Raw genomic sequence first — 15,454 nt, 5'->3', positions numbered from 1 at the left:
TTGCCTTATATGTATTTTTTACGTCTGTTATTCATATGAAGTGAAAATACTCACAAACTTATCCACAGTTTGATTTTTACGAGCGATCCTCACGATCGCAAAATCTTTTCCTGTATCGGGCCTGAATAACTGATGTTTTCATCCTTCTGTGGCATCCTTTACGCATAAATTGATTAAAGGCACGGACATTATGGTTCAGATCCCAGAAAACCCTCTTATTCTCGTCGATGGCTCTTCTTACCTGTATCGGGCGTACCATGCGTTTCCTCCTCTGACCAACAGCGCAGGGGAACCTACCGGCGCAATGTATGGCGTGCTGAATATGCTGCGCAGCCTGATCCTTCAGTATCAGCCAACCCATGCGGCCGTCGTGTTTGATGCGAAAGGCAAAACGTTCCGCGACGAGTTGTTTGAACATTACAAATCCCACCGTCCGCCAATGCCTGACGATCTGCGTGCGCAGATAGAGCCGCTGCATGCGATGGTGAAAGCGATGGGTCTGCCGCTGCTGGCCGTTTCTGGGGTTGAAGCGGATGACGTCATCGGTACGCTGGCGCGTGAAGCCGAAAAGATGGGTCGTCCGGTACTGATTAGCACCGGTGATAAAGATATGGCGCAGCTGGTGACGCCAGGGATTACCCTGATTAACACCATGACCAACACCATTCTGGGGCCGGAAGAGGTGGTCGCAAAATATGGCGTGCCGCCAGAGCTGATTATCGACTTCCTCGCGTTGATGGGCGACTCCTCGGATAACATTCCTGGTGTCCCTGGCGTCGGTGAGAAAACCGCGCAGGCGCTGCTTCAGGGGCTGGGCGGGCTGGATACGCTCTACGCGGAATCAGACAAAATCGCCAGTCTCTCCTTCCGTGGTGCCAAAACCATGGCTGGGAAGCTGGAAGAGAACAAAGAGGTGGCTTATCTCTCCTATAAGCTGGCCACAATCAAAACCGATGTCGAGCTCGAACTGGGCTGTGAACAGCTGGAAGTGCAGCAGCCTTCTGCGGACGAGCTTCTAAGCCTGTTTAAGAAATACGAATTTAAGCGCTGGACCACTGACGTGGAAGCCGGTAAATGGCTGCAGGCAAAAGGGGCAAAACCTTCCACAAAGCCGAAGGAGACGATTGTCGTTGATGCAGAAGAGCAGGCGGAAGAAGAAGCCGTGGCGCTTTCCTTCGACAATTATGAAACCCTTCTTGAAGAGTCACAGCTCATTGCCTGGATCGAGAAACTGAAAAAGGCGCCGGTCTTTGCCTTTGACACCGAAACGGACAGTCTCGATAACATCTCTGCCAATATGGTAGGCCTGTCATTTGCGACAGAGCCTGGTCATGCGGCCTATGTTCCCGTGGCGCACGATTACCTGGATGCGCCGGAACAGATCTCCCGTGAACGCGTGCTTGAACTGCTGAAGCCGATCCTGGAAGACGAAAAGGCGCTCAAGGTTGGGCAAAACCTCAAGTACGACCGCGGCATTCTGCAAAACTACGGCATTGAACTGCGCGGGATCGCCTTCGACACCATGCTTGAATCTTACATTCTGGACAGCGTCGCGGGCCGCCATGATATGGATTCCTTATCTGACCGCTGGCTCAAGCACAAAACCATCACCTTCGAAGAGATTGCCGGCAAAGGGAAAAATCAGCTCACCTTTAACCAGATCGCTCTTGAAGAAGCAGGACGCTACGCGGCGGAAGACGCTGACGTTACGCTGCAGCTCCACCTGAAGATGTGGCCAAAACTGCAAAAGCACGAAGGTCCGCTGAATGTGTTCCAGCATATTGAGATGCCGCTGGTACCCGTGCTGTCCCGCATTGAACGCAACGGCGTGAAAATCGATCCAACGGTGCTGCATAACCACTCCGGGGAGCTGGCGCAGCGCCTGACCGAGCTGGAGCAAAAAGCGCATGAGCTTGCAGGCGAGCCGTTTAACCTCTCTTCACCGAAGCAGCTGCAAACCATTTTGTTTGAAAAGCAGGGCATCAAGCCGCTGAAGAAAACCCCTGGCGGTGCGCCTTCAACCTCTGAAGAGGTGCTGGAAGAGCTGGCGCTGGACTACCCGCTGCCAAAAGTGATTCTGCAGTACCGTGGCCTCGCGAAGCTGAAGTCTACCTACACTGATAAGCTTCCGCTGATGATCAACCCGAAAACGGGCCGCGTGCACACCTCATATCATCAGGCTGTCGCGGCGACCGGTCGTCTCTCGTCAACCGAACCCAACCTGCAGAACATCCCGGTACGTAACGAAGAGGGCCGCCGTATTCGCCAGGCTTTCATTGCACCAGAGGATTATCTGATTGTCTCTGCTGACTACTCGCAAATTGAGCTGCGCATTATGGCGCATCTGTCCCGCGACAAAGGCCTGCTGACCGCGTTTGCCGAAGGGAAAGATATTCACCGGGCAACCGCGGCGGAAGTCTTCGGCTTGCCGCTGGACAGCGTGACCAACGAACAGCGCCGCAGCGCTAAAGCGATCAACTTCGGTCTGATCTACGGCATGAGCGCGTTCGGCCTTTCACGCCAGCTCAATATTCCGCGTAAAGAGTCGCAGAAGTATATGGATCTCTACTTCGAACGCTACCCGGGCGTGCTGGAATATATGGAACGTACCCGCGCGCAGGCGAAAGAGAAAGGCTACGTTGAAACGCTGGACGGCCGCCGTCTCTACTTACCGGACATCAAATCCAGCAACGCGGCGCGCCGCGCGGGCGCAGAGCGTGCCGCGATCAACGCCCCGATGCAGGGGACCGCGGCGGACATTATTAAACGTGCAATGATCGCCGTGGATGCCTGGCTCGAGAAAGAGAAACCGCGTGTGAAAATGATCATGCAGGTACACGATGAACTGGTATTTGAAGTGCACAAGGACGACCTTGACGCCGTGTCGAAGAAGATCCACGAACTGATGGAAAGCAGCATGACGCTGGACGTGCCGTTGCTGGTGGAAGTGGGAAGTGGTGAAAACTGGGATCAGGCTCACTAAGGGTTCTTCGCATAACGCGCTTTTTATGTAAGTTTGCAACATGGCAACGCGCGTTTTGTGACGATCATTAGAATTCCCTATGTAAAAAATGAAAAAAAACTACAAAAAGTGCTTTTTCTGCAACACAAAAAGGGGTAGAGTTATCGGCGTAGGGTACAGAGGTAAGATGTTCTATCTTTCAGACCTTTTACTTCACGTAATCGGATTTGGCTGAATATTTTAGCCGCCCCAGTCAGTAATGACTGGGGCGTTTTTTATTGCGGCAAAGAAATGTTCAGGCAAAAAAAAACGCGGCCATTGCCGCGCTCGGTATTACTCTTCTTCCGCTTCCGTCGCGGGTTCCAGCTCGCTAAACCAGGTGTCGAGCTTCTGACGCAGCTTGTCCACGCCCTGCTTTTTCAGCGAGGAGAACGGCTCAACCTGCACATCACCGTTGAACGCCAGCACCGCTTCGCGAACCATATTCACCTGCGCTTTACGCGCGCCGCTTGCCAGCTTATCGGCTTTCGTCAGCAGCACCAGCACGGCGATATCGCTTGCCACCGCCCAGTCGATCATCTGCTGATCGAGATCTTTCAGCGGGTGGCGAATATCCATCAATACCACCAGACCTTTCAGGCACATGCGTTTTTCGAGGTATTCACCCAGCGCACGCTGCCATTTGATTTTCATCTCTTCGGGTACCTGCGCATAACCGTACCCCGGTAAGTCGACCAGGCGTTTGCCCTCTGCGACTTCAAACAGGTTGATCAGCTGGGTACGGCCAGGTGTTTTTGAGGTACGCGCCAGGTTCTTCTGATTGGTCAGCGTATTCAGGGCGCTGGATTTCCCCGCATTAGAGCGGCCAGCAAAGGCCACTTCAATACCGGTATCAGAGGGGAGGTGGCGAATATCGGGCGCACTGGTGACAAAATGCGTCTGTTGGTAGTTCCAGGTAGTCACGTGGTCGTCTCCAAAAATCGTAATCTGAGGGGGATTATACCTGAATGCGGGCAAAAGACTTTTTTCATTGCACTCAGCCTGTAGGCTTAAGCCCTGGCCGCTGTGAGAGATTGGCTATACGTACTATGGGAGATTTCAGAGAAATCGCAGGAGCAAGAAAAAGGCAAACTGTTTTAAATCATCATCTTATTTCCAGGTAATTATCTGAAAATCCGTTTTTGTACCGTTTCGTTGCTTGTTAGTTTAAGCGAACACGGTAAAGTATGCGGCAAGGCGAGGAAGCCAACAGGATAATGACTTAAGGATAAGGGTCAGGAGCGCCAGGAGGCGAAGACGCAGGATTGTCAGGACGACCAGCGCCTGGAGGCGTTTTAACAGGAAATGGAACCGTATCACGGACGGTATTAGCCAAGGGATAAACAGGGTTTGTTGTTGGCAAACATGGAATGTCTGACCCGCTAAGGGTTGTGAGTCAGGAAAAAAGGCGACAGATTGCTCTGTCGCCTTTTTTCTTTGCTTGCTTTCTGCTAGATTTCGCCGCAATTCTATACTGAAGAAAACGACTTAAAGATAAAACATCATGAAAAAACCAACCTCCGCTGCGGGCGCGAAACGCCCTGCAAAAGCACGCCGCAAAACGCGCGAAGAACTGAACCAGGAAGCGCGCGACCGCAAACGCGACAAAAAACATCGCGGTCATGCTGCGGGTAGCCGTGCCAACGGTGGTGGTGCAGCGGGCGCTTCTGCAAAAAGCAAGCAGCAGAAAGATCCTCGTATCGGCAGTAAAACTCCCATTCCACTGGGCGTGACAGACACCCCGGTCACTAAGCAGCACAAACCAAAGAGCGAGAAACCTATGCTTTCACCGCAGGCTGAGCTGGATTTGCTGGAGAACGATGAGCGCCTGGACGCGCTGCTGGAACGTCTTGAAGAGGGTGAAACCCTGACCGCCGAAGAGCAGTCATGGGTGGATGCCAAACTGGATCGCATCGACGAGCTGATGCAGAAGCTGGGTCTGTCTTACGATGATGAAGACGACGAAGAAGAAGACGAGAAGCAGGAAGATATGATGCGTCTTCTGAAGGGTGGAAACTAACATTTGCACCCGGCAGGCTCGATAGTCCTGCTTATAACCCTTCCGGTTATATGTTATCTGGTGTGGTTATTCGTTAAACTACGGCGGTTGTCGCGGCGACAGAAGTGGCTGCGCACCCGAATGATGGCCCGCAATGGGGTCAGAACGGGCCGCCGTATACGAACGCGACACCAACGGAAGGAGTGAGCATGTCAGCACCAACTATCGACTGGGATTTGGCCCTAATCCAGAAATATAACTATTCCGGGCCGCGTTATACGTCATACCCCACCGCGCTGGAGTTCTCCGATGCCTTCGGCGAGGAGGATTTTCAGCAGGCTGTCGCGCGCTATCCTGAGCGTCCGCTGTCGCTCTATGTCCATATTCCGTTCTGCCACAAGCTTTGTTACTTCTGCGGCTGCAATAAAATCGTGACCCGCCAGCAGCATAAAGCCGACCAGTATCTTGACGCGCTCCAACAGGAAATTGTGCATCGCGCGCCGCTGTTTAAAGGTCGTCACGTCAGCCAGCTTCACTGGGGCGGCGGTACGCCAACCTATCTGAACAAAGCGCAAATAAGCCGCCTGATGACCCTGCTGCGCGGCAATTTCAGTTTTAACGACGACGCTGAAATCTCGATCGAAGTCGATCCGCGTGAAATTGAGCTGGATGTCCTCGATCACTTACGCGCAGAAGGCTTCAACCGCCTGAGCATGGGCGTGCAGGACTTCAATAAAGAGGTTCAGCGTCTGGTGAACCGCGAGCAGGACGAAGACTTTATCTTTGCCTTACTCAACCATGCGCGTGACATCGGTTTTACGTCGACCAATATTGACCTGATTTACGGCCTGCCAAAGCAGACGCCGGAGAGCTTCGCCTTTACGCTGAAGCGCGTGGCTGAACTCAGTCCGGACCGCCTGAGCGTCTTTAACTACGCGCATCTGCCGACGCTCTTTGCCGCCCAGCGCAAAATCAAAGATGCCGATCTGCCTTCTGCCCAGCAGAAGCTGGATATCCTGCAGGAAACCATCACCTCGCTGACCGACACCGGCTATCAGTTTATCGGCATGGATCACTTTGCCCGTCCGGACGACGAACTGGCGGTCGCTCAGCGCGAAGGGGTCCTGCACCGCAATTTCCAGGGCTACACGACCCAGGGCGATACCGATTTGCTGGGAATGGGCGTCTCCGCCATCAGCATGATCGGCGACTGCTACGCGCAAAACCAGAAAGAACTGAAGCAGTATTACCAGCAGGTTGATGAGACGGGCAACGCGCTGTGGCGCGGCATCGCATTAACGCGCGATGACTGTATCCGTCGCGATGTGATTAAGGCGCTTATCTGCAACTTCCGTCTTGATTTCAGGGACGTGGAAGCGCAGTGGGCGCTGAACTTCAGCGATTATTTCGCGGAAGACCTGAAGCTGCTGGCGCCGCTGGCGAAAGACGGGCTGGTGGACGTGTCGGAGAGCGGGATTGAGGTCACGCCGAAAGGGCGTCTGTTGATCCGCAATATCTGCATGTGCTTCGACGCATATCTGCGTCAGAAAGCGCGTATGCAGCAGTTCTCGCGGGTGATTTAAACGGTAATGCCGGGTGGCGGCTTCGCCTTACCCGGCCTACAAAAGTGCGAAATGTAGGCCGGGTAAGCGAAGCGTGACCCGGCTTTTTATCGCCAACTCGCTAGCTAAACAGCCCAACCAGCGCCGCACACAGCACCGCCGCAACGGCGGTTTGTGGCGTGTGGCTTTCAGCGGCTCCGCTAGAGAGCATATTCACGAATGTTTCCAGCATGATGTTCACCCCCAATTTCCGGGCACGATCATACAAAACTCATCGGAACAGTAAAGCGCAAAATAACGGCAATTTGCGCTCAATTAATAACCTTTACACAAGCGCGGATATTACTCCATTCCCAGCTCTTTCAGCTTGCGCGTCAGGGTATTGCGTCCCCATCCTAACAGGCGAGCGGCTTCCTGCTTATGACCCTGGGTATGACGAAGCGCGGTGGTCAACAGCGTACGCTCCATCTCAGGCTGAGCCTCAGACAGCAGGTTTTGATGACCGGAACGCAGCGCGCGGTCGGCCCACTGCGCCAGCAGCGTCGCCCAGCTGTCCGGCAGCGCGTGTCCGCTACTGCTTTCCGGCGCGGTCGCCTCAAACAGCTCGGCCGGTAAATCCTGAATCAGCACTTCCTGACCGGCAGCCATCACGGTTAACCAGCGGCAGGTATTTTCCAGCTGACGCACGTTGCCCGGCCACGCCAGACGCGTCAGAGCGGCATCGGTTTCGGGATGAAGCTGCTTAGCTTCCACACCCAGCTCGCGGGCAGCCACCTGCAGGAAATGACGCGCCAGGCGGGGAATATCTTCCCGGCGTTCACGCAGCGGCGGCAGATGAACGCGAATGACGTTCAGGCGATGGAATAAATCCTCACGGAATTTGCCTTCCTGCACGCGCTGCTCCAGGTTCTGGTGGGTCGCGGCGATAATACGCACGTCCACCTTCACCGGCGCGTAGCCGCCCACGCGATAAAACTGCCCGTCGGCCAGCACGCGCAGCAGACGGGTCTGAACGTCCAGCGGCATATCGCCGATCTCATCCAGGAACAGCGTGCCGCCGTCAGCCTGTTCGAAGCGCCCCTGGCGAATGGTATTTGCGCCGGTAAACGCCCCTTTTTCATGGCCGAACAGTTCGGATTCAATCAAGTCCTTCGGGATCGCCGCCATATTCAGGGCGATAAACGGCGCTTTTGCCCGCGGGCTGTGGCGATGCAGCGCATGCGCCACAAGCTCTTTACCTGTCCCCGATTCGCCGTTAATCAAGACGCTGATGGAGGAGCGGGACAGACGGCCAATAATGCGAAACACGTCCTGCATCGCCGGCGCTTCGCCGATGATGTCGGTGGTTGGCCCAAAATCGGGCGCGTGGCGCGGCTGCTGCTGCTCCTGATAATGGCTAATCGCGCGCTCAACCAGCGCCACCGCTTCGTCGATATCAAACGGTTTGGGCAGATAATCGAATGCCCCTTGCTGGTAAGCGCTCACCGCGGCATCCAGATCGGAATGAGCCGTCATTATGATGACCGGAAGCATAGGGTGGCGTTGTTTGATCTGCTTTAACAGCGCCAGCCCGTCCATGCCCGGCATACGGATATCCGACAGCAGAACATCGGGCGTTTTAGTGGTGAGTGCGTCGAGCACTTCGCTGCCGCTCTCAAACGTCGTGCAGCTTAATCCAGCCCCTGTGAGCGCGCGTTCAAGCACCCAACGGATGGAGCTATCGTCATCGACTACCCAGACTATCCCTCGTTGCATAAACGTCACCTTTATTTTTTAATCGGCAGGAAAACCGAAAACTCGGTATGTCCCGGCCAACTGGTAAATTCAATTTTTCCAGAGTGTTGGTCGATCAAACTGCGGGCAATGGATAAGCCCAGGCCGGTACCGCCTTCACGGCCGCTGACCATCGGGTAGAACAGAGTGTCCTGAAGATGCGATGGAATACCGGGGCCGTTATCCTCGACGTCGATACGGGCCGCAAGCCGATAGCGCACGCCGTGTAACGTGAGCTGGAAGGCGGTACGGGTGCGTAAAATAATCTCGCCCCCTTCCGGTCCAAGCGCCTGCAGGGCATTGCGCACAATGTTCAACAGGACCTGCTCAATCTGATCCGGGTCATGGGCCAGTTCCGGCAGGCTTGGGTCGTAATCACGCACCAGCGTGACGTTCTCTGGCAGCTCCATCGAGACGAGCTTCACCACCCGCTCGGCCACTTTATGGATGCTTTCTGTGACGTGCATTCCCGGCTGCTGTGGCCCGAGAAGACGGTCAACCAGATTCCGCAGGCGGTCCGCCTGCTCGATGATGACGTTGGTGTACTCCGCCAGCGCAGGGTCGGGCAGCGCCTTGGTCAGAAGCTGCGCCGCGCCGCGTAACCCACCCAGCGGGTTTTTGATTTCATGCGCCAGGCCGCGCACCAGGTCTCGGGCGGCAATTTGCTGCGCATGCTGAAGCTGCTCCTGGCTCAGGCGACGCTGATTATCCATCGGCGCCATTTCCAGCAGGATCAAGCCTTCGGGAAGACGTTGCGCGGTCAGCGACAGAATGTGCGAGCGCCCGTCGATCACCAGCGTCACTTCGTTATCGGTGAAACCCTGGCCCGCCTGTAAACTTTCCTGCATCAGGCCAATATTCAGCGAAAAATAGCTCAGAAGTTCCGGAAGCGGGGTGCCGAACAGTTTGCGTGCGCTTTGGGCGAGCAGCTGCTGTGCCGCCGGGTTGGCGTAATGAACGGCCAGCTCGTCATCCACCAGCAAAATGCTGTTAATCAAAGAATTGAGGATCTGCCCAGCATCGGGCAGCGTGCCAGTTGCCATTCAGCAGTCTCCTGGAGTCGTTTGCACTAATTTAGTGCAGTATAGCGTTTTCGGCGTCAAAAGCGCGTGAGATCAGATTGTTGGTGGAGAAAAAAGCCCATCCGGAGATGGGCTAAAAGTTTCCACGGCAACTACTCCCGGCGCTTGTCACGCCGGGTAAAACAACTTAATTAAACGCTGTAGTACAGTTCGAACTCAACCGGATGCGGAGTCATGCGCACGCGGTCGTTCTCTTCAGTACGCAGGGCGATGTAGGCATCGATAGCGTCGTCAGTGAATACGCCACCTGCGGTCAGGAACTCACGGTCTGCGTCCAGCGCCTGCAGGGCTTCTTCCAGAGAGCCAGCAACCTGTGGGATCTCTTTCGCTTCTTCTGGCGGCAGGTCGTACAGGTTTTTGTCCATCGCTTCGCCTGGGTGGATCTTGTTCTTGATACCGTCCAGACCGGCCATCAGCAGTGCTGCGAAGCACAGGTATGGGTTAGCCGCTGGATCCGGGAAGCGAACTTCGATACGACGCGCTTTAGGAGACGCCACCACCGGGATACGGATAGAAGCAGAACGGTTACGCGCAGAGTAGGCCAGCATCACTGGCGCTTCGTAGCCCGGGACCAGACGCTTGTAGGAGTTGGTGGTTGGGTTCGCCAGGGCGTTGATCGCTTTAGCGTGTTTGATTACGCCGCCAATGTAGTACAGCGCCTGCTCGGACAGACCGGCATATTTGTCACCAGAGAACAGGTTGGTACCGTTCTTGGACAGAGACATGTGGCAGTGCATACCGGAACCGTTGTCGCCAAACATTGGTTTTGGCATGAAGGTCGCGGTTTTACCGAAACGGTGCGCAACGTTGTGCACAACGTATTTGTAGATCTGAATTTCGTCCGCTTTTTTGGTCATGGTGTTGAAGCGGGTAGCCACTTCGTTCTGACCCGCAGTCGCCACTTCGTGGTGGTGAGCTTCAACAACCAGGCCCATCTCTTCCATCACCAGACACATGGTGGAACGAATGTCCTGTGCAGAGTCGACCGGAGGAACCGGGAAGTAACCGCCTTTCACGCCTGGACGGTGACCTTTGTTACCGCCTTCGTATTTGGTGGAGGAGTTCCATGCGCCTTCGATGTCGTCGATAGCCACGTGGGAGCCAGAGATAGAGGCACCAAAACGGATGTCATCGAACAGGAAGAACTCTGGCTCTGGCCCGAACAGAACGGTGTCCGCGATGCCGGTAGAACGCAGGTACTCTTCAGCGCGTTTCGCGATAGAACGTGGGTCGCGGTCGTAGCCCTGCAGCGTGCCTGGCTCGAGGATGTCGCAACGGATGATCAGGGTAGGTTCTTCGAAGAACGGATCAATGACCGCAGTGGTTGCATCTGGCATCAGAACCATGTCGGATTCGTTAATGCCTTTCCAGCCACCAATGGAGGAGCCGTCAAACATTTTGCCTTCTTCAAAGAATTCGGCGTTCACCTGATGAGCAGGGATTGTGACGTGCTGTTCTTTACCTTTGGTGTCGGTGAAGCGGAGATCAACAAACTTCACTTCATGTTCGTTCAGCATCGTCAAAACGTGTTCAGCGGACATACTTAACTCTCCAGATTGGTCATTGTCGTCGTGGTAACGAGGTCTTCAGTTTCTGTTTGTACTGGCTGTTGCCATGTAATTTTTATAAAGCGAAATCTGTGCCAACTTTTAAAACACCCCAAAAAGGCGTTATCATGCGCACCATAGTGCAAAAGGGCTGCACCACAATGGTAATGTTGCACCAGTATAGTGCTTCAGTCTGAACACCGAGCACCATATTGGTGCAATTTTCGTTAAAGTGCCCTTTTTCGCTCCGTGAAAGCGATCACAAAGCATCTCTGCGATACTTGTTTGCGGAGGATGTTTGTGATCCTGTTTTGTAGTGCGATTAATCCGTGTACAATAACGCGCTATTTCTAATGCCTGAGGCAAAGTTGTGATCGAAAATTTGCGTAACATCGCCATCATCGCGCACGTTGACCATGGTAAAACTACCCTGGTTGATAAGCTGCTGCAGCAATCCGGTACGTTTGATGCACGTGCCGAAACTCAAGAGCGTGTGATGGACTCCAACGATTTGGAGAAAGAGCGTGGGATTACTATCCTCGCGAAAAACACCGCTATTAAATGGAATGACTACCGTATCAACATCGTTGATACCCCAGGGCACGCCGACTTCGGTGGTGAAGTTGAGCGCGTGATGTCCATGGTGGATTCCGTGCTGCTGGTGGTTGACGCATTTGACGGCCCAATGCCGCAAACGCGCTTCGTGACCAAAAAAGCATTTGCCCATGGCCTGAAACCAATTGTTGTTATCAACAAGGTTGACCGTCCTGGCGCACGTCCTGACTGGGTTGTTGATCAGGTATTCGACCTGTTCGTTAACCTCGACGCGACCGACGAACAGCTGGACTTCCCTATCATTTACGCTTCGGCGCTGAATGGTATCGCGGGTCTGGACCACGAAGATATGGCGGAAGACATGACCCCGCTGTATCAGGCGATTGTCGATCACGTACCGGCACCGGATGTTGATCTGGATGGTCCACTGCAGATGCAGATCTCCCAGCTGGACTACAACAACTACGTTGGCGTCATCGGTATCGGTCGTATCAAACGCGGTAAAGTGAAGCCAAACCAGCAGGTTACTATCATCGATAGCGAAGGCAAAACCCGCAACGGTAAAGTTGGCAAAGTGCTGACTCACCTGGGTCTGGAGCGTATCGACAGCGATCTGGCTGAAGCGGGCGATATCATCGCGATCACCGGTCTGGGCGAGCTGAACATCTCTGACACCATCTGCGACCCGCAGAACGTGGAAGCGCTGCCAGCCCTGTCTGTTGATGAACCAACCGTTACCATGTTCTTCAACGTCAACACCTCTCCGTTCTGTGGTAAAGAAGGTAAGTTCGTTACCTCTCGTCAGATCCTTGACCGCCTGAACAAAGAGCTGGTGCACAACGTTGCGCTGCGCGTTGAAGAAACCGAAGACGCTGATGCCTTCCGCGTATCCGGTCGTGGTGAACTGCACCTGTCTGTTCTGATCGAAAACATGCGTCGTGAAGGTTTCGAGATGGCGGTTTCCCGTCCGAAAGTTATCTTCCGCGAAATCGACGGCCGTAAACAAGAGCCGTTCGAAAACGTGACGCTGGACGTTGAAGAGCAGCACCAGGGTTCTGTGATGCAGGCGCTGGGCGAGCGTAAAGGCGACCTGAAAAACATGAATCCAGATGGCAAAGGCCGCGTACGTCTCGACTACGTGATCCCAAGCCGTGGCCTGATCGGCTTCCGTTCTGAGTTCATGACCATGACCTCTGGTACCGGTCTGCTGTACTCCACCTTCAGCCACTACGACGACGTGCGTCCGGGCGAAGTGGGCCAGCGTAACAACGGCGTACTGATCTCCAACGGTCAGGGTAAAGCGGTTGCGTTTGCGCTGTTCGGTCTGCAGGATCGCGGTAAGCTGTTCCTGGGTCACGGTGCTGAAGTTTACGAAGGCCAGATCATCGGTATTCACAGCCGTTCTAACGACCTGACCGTAAACTGCCTGACCGGTAAGAAACTGACCAACATGCGTGCGTCCGGTACTGACGAAGCAACGGTTCTGGTTCCACCGATCAAGATGACCCTGGAGCAGGCTCTGGAATTCATCGATGACGACGAACTGGTAGAAGTGACTCCGCTGTCTATCCGTATCCGTAAACGTCACCTGACCGAGAACGATCGTAAACGTGCTATGCGCGGTGCGAAAGAAGAGTAATTCGGTTATGCCGTAGGCCGGGTATGCGCATGCGCCACCCGGCAACGAAAAAGCCGCTGAGCGATCAGCGGCTTTTTTTATTAGAACGAATACCGTAGCCCTAAACGGATCCGGTACTGCTCCCGGTTGTAATCATTCCATCTGTCCAGCCACTGCAGTTCGAGGTACGGCAGCCAGTTTCTGTCGATCTTATAGCTAAACTTATTGGTAATTTCCCAGTGGTGGTCTTTGCCATTTTTGCTGTGGTAGTCATTCACCCGCTGGAAAAAGTGCGGTTCAAAGGTGTAGAAAAATGCATCCGTTACTTTGAAATTCCAGTAGTTGGCAAATTCGTGCGTGTCGTTCTTATCCATCTGCCCGTTATAGTCCGGCGTATCGTAATTGTTATGGTTATAGCGATAGCGGAACGTCAGGTTGAACCAGTCCGTAAATTTATAATTGGTATCCAAATAAACCGCGCCACCCGAACCTGCGCTGCTGTCGTTAATCAACCCGCCGGGCTGGAAGGTGAGTTTATCGGTCGGCTTAAAGAGCGGATACCACCCCTCGATTTCGTTATAGCTGTGCTTAAGTTCATCCCATTTACCCACGTTATAGGCGTTGGTGAACATCAGTCCCGCGCCCATATCGAAGTTATAGCCCGCACGCAGGATCACCTCGTGCATCTCTGAGGCCGTATTGTAGGCTTCACGCGTTTCGACATAGGCCCCGGCAAATACCGGGCAGGACACAGACGACACGATCAGTACAGTGATGATTCTTTTCATAATTTGTCCATGTATCAGGTACAGAAAGGCCTCCCTCCTGATAAACAGGAAGGACATAGTGGCCGGATTTATTGTTATAAAGTGACTACTGACGCTTTCTTGTTGGTGGTTATCTCAGGGGTATTCGCGGTTTGTTTCTTCCGTTTTCCAATCTCCTCGATAATAAAGGCGAAGCGCGCTTCGTTGAGTTTATAAAACAGCCCCATGGTCACGGCAGCAACAATCGCCAGGCCGCACGGCCAGAGGAAAATCAGCTGACGCAACCCAAGCAGCGTGCCCGCGCTCTGCACGGCATGGGGAACGTAGCCAATCTGGGTCAGCATGATGCCGGGCAGGAAACCGGCGAGCGCGGCGGAGATTTTGCGCGAGAAGGTATAGCCGGTATACACCGACCCTTCGGCGCGAATGCCGGTTTTCCACTCGCCGTAATCGACGGTATCCGGCACCAGCGCCCAGTTCAGGCTATTAACAAATGCCGTGCCGAAGAAGGCCATGCAGGAAAACAGCACGAACAGCAGGGAGCTGGTCCCCCAGAAGAAATTCAGCACGTCGCCCACCGCCCACAGCGCCAGCCCGCCCAGATAGACCGGTTTCTTGCCAAAGCGCTTTACCGCGCCGGGCACCAGAAACACGCCAATCAGAATGCAGCCCATGCTGAAAAAGCCCATCCACGACAGCAGATGCAGATCGTTCAGCACGTACTGGGTGTAATAGACCTGAATCGCCAGCTTGATGTTGAAGGCGGCGAGGGTACACAGGTTGGCGATGCACAGCACCAGCAGCGGCGGATTGCGGAAAATCGCGCAGAATGATTTCAGAATGCCGGGCTTATGGTGATCGGGCGTAAGCTCGACGTAGCGTTCTTTCACCCCGCTGTAGCACCACCACATGCAGAACAGGCCGCCGGTAACGAACACCAGCGCGGCCACCAGATAGCCGAGTGAGGGCTGGTGGACGAACAGCGCCTGAATGGGCATAAAGCCGACGGTGCAAAGCAACAGCCCCACCGTAGCGCCGCCCTGACGCCACGCCGCAAGCTGCGCGCGCTCGTTCGGGTTTTTGGTGATGGCCGGGACCATCGCACCGTAGGCGCAGTTCATCAGGCTATAGCAGAGGCCAAACATCATGAAGAGCACGGTGGCGAGGGCCGTTTTCACCGTCAGGCTAAAGTCGTTGGCCATAAACTGCGCCGTCGCCACCAGCGCCACCGGAACGGAGGCGTAAAGAATGAACGGCCTGAATTTTCCCCGCGCGCCGATGTTACGTCGGGAGTCCAGCAGCACCCCGGTCAGCATGTCGGTAAAGGCGGTGAAAAACTTCGCGACGAGGAAAATAATGCCGCCGTAGAACGCCGGCATGCCCAGTTCATCGGTGTAAAACTTCAGCAGATACAGCGTGCCAATACACAGCATCAGGTTCGAGCCAAAATCGCCCATCCCGTAGGCGCACTTCTCTCGCAGGCTCAATTTGAGGGTTAACGGATCAGTATTATGTGTCATGGTCGATCCTCAAAGCGCCCCGCAGGGCGC

12 protein-coding genes are annotated in these 15,454 nt (G+C 54.5%); 5 read left to right on the top strand and 7 right to left on the bottom strand.

The features are described from left to right. Positions 1 to 190 precede the first annotated feature (190 nt). On the top strand, positions 191 to 2,983 hold the full coding sequence (gene polA, locus ACEPLT_RS22075; protein WP_232929223.1) for a DNA polymerase I: 2,793 nt from the start codon (positions 191 to 193) through the stop codon (positions 2,981 to 2,983). Between the two features lie 166 nt (positions 2,984 to 3,149). Continuing rightward, a complete protein-coding gene (locus tag ACEPLT_RS22070; protein ID WP_071892919.1) occupies positions 3,150 to 3,197 on the top strand; it encodes a spot 42 RNA, inhibition of DNA synthesis in 48 nt (15 codons plus the stop codon). Positions 3,198 to 3,295: 98 nt separating this feature from the next. Here ACEPLT_RS22070 and yihA read toward each other — a convergent pair whose 3' ends face one another. Then, a complete protein-coding gene (yihA, locus tag ACEPLT_RS22065; protein ID WP_008501861.1) occupies positions 3,296 to 3,925 on the bottom strand; it encodes a ribosome biogenesis GTP-binding protein YihA/YsxC in 630 nt (209 codons plus the stop codon). 580 nt (positions 3,926 to 4,505) lie between these two features. Between yihA and yihI the strand changes: the two genes are divergently transcribed. Both yihI and hemN read left to right on the top strand, forming a co-directional pair. After that, the gene (yihI, locus tag ACEPLT_RS22060; protein WP_008501860.1) at positions 4,506 to 5,021 is read left to right on the top strand and encodes a Der GTPase-activating protein YihI; all 516 of its coding nucleotides are present in this window, start codon (positions 4,506 to 4,508) and stop codon (positions 5,019 to 5,021) included. A 188-nt stretch (positions 5,022 to 5,209) separates the two neighbouring features. After that, positions 5,210 to 6,583 (top strand): oxygen-independent coproporphyrinogen III oxidase, encoded by a 1,374-nt coding sequence (gene hemN / locus ACEPLT_RS22055; RefSeq protein ID WP_032654245.1) that lies wholly within the window; start codon positions 5,210 to 5,212, stop codon positions 6,581 to 6,583. Between the two features lie 100 nt (positions 6,584 to 6,683). Here hemN and ACEPLT_RS22050 read toward each other — a convergent pair whose 3' ends face one another. From ACEPLT_RS22050 to glnA, 4 genes are all read right to left on the bottom strand, one after another. Continuing rightward, on the bottom strand, positions 6,684 to 6,794 hold the full coding sequence (locus tag ACEPLT_RS22050; protein WP_032622955.1) for a YshB family small membrane protein: 111 nt from the start codon (positions 6,792 to 6,794) through the stop codon (positions 6,684 to 6,686). A 110-nt stretch (positions 6,795 to 6,904) separates the two neighbouring features. Further along, positions 6,905 to 8,317 carry a nitrogen regulation protein NR(I) gene (glnG, locus tag ACEPLT_RS22045; protein ID WP_008501858.1) on the bottom strand — a complete coding sequence of 471 codons (1,413 nt, stop codon included), beginning with the start codon at positions 8,315 to 8,317 and terminating at the stop codon, positions 6,905 to 6,907. An 11-nt stretch (positions 8,318 to 8,328) separates the two neighbouring features. After that, positions 8,329 to 9,378 carry a nitrogen regulation protein NR(II) gene (gene glnL, locus ACEPLT_RS22040; protein ID WP_008501857.1) on the bottom strand — a complete coding sequence of 350 codons (1,050 nt, stop codon included), beginning with the start codon at positions 9,376 to 9,378 and terminating at the stop codon, positions 8,329 to 8,331. Between the two features lie 170 nt (positions 9,379 to 9,548). Further along, positions 9,549 to 10,958 carry a glutamate--ammonia ligase gene (gene glnA / locus ACEPLT_RS22035; protein ID WP_008501856.1) on the bottom strand — a complete coding sequence of 470 codons (1,410 nt, stop codon included), beginning with the start codon at positions 10,956 to 10,958 and terminating at the stop codon, positions 9,549 to 9,551. A 376-nt stretch (positions 10,959 to 11,334) separates the two neighbouring features. Between glnA and typA the strand changes: the two genes are divergently transcribed. After that, entirely contained in the window at positions 11,335 to 13,158 is a 1,824-nt protein-coding gene (gene typA / locus ACEPLT_RS22030) for a ribosome-dependent GTPase TypA (protein ID WP_008501854.1), read from the top strand. Between the two features lie 80 nt (positions 13,159 to 13,238). On the opposite strand, the gene ompL is transcribed toward typA, so the two are convergent. Then, the gene (gene ompL / locus ACEPLT_RS22025; RefSeq protein ID WP_032637905.1) at positions 13,239 to 13,925 is read right to left on the bottom strand and encodes a porin OmpL; all 687 of its coding nucleotides are present in this window, start codon (positions 13,923 to 13,925) and stop codon (positions 13,239 to 13,241) included. A gap of 74 nt (positions 13,926 to 13,999) precedes the next feature. Next, entirely contained in the window at positions 14,000 to 15,424 is a 1,425-nt protein-coding gene (locus tag ACEPLT_RS22020) for an MFS transporter (protein ID WP_032675668.1), read from the bottom strand. Between the last annotated feature and the right edge of the window lie 30 nt (positions 15,425 to 15,454).

This window comes from Enterobacter sp. fkY84-1, from assembly GCF_052974705.1.
The sequence above is the reverse complement of the archived record's forward strand: the minus strand, read 5'-3'. Positions and strand labels throughout refer to the sequence as shown.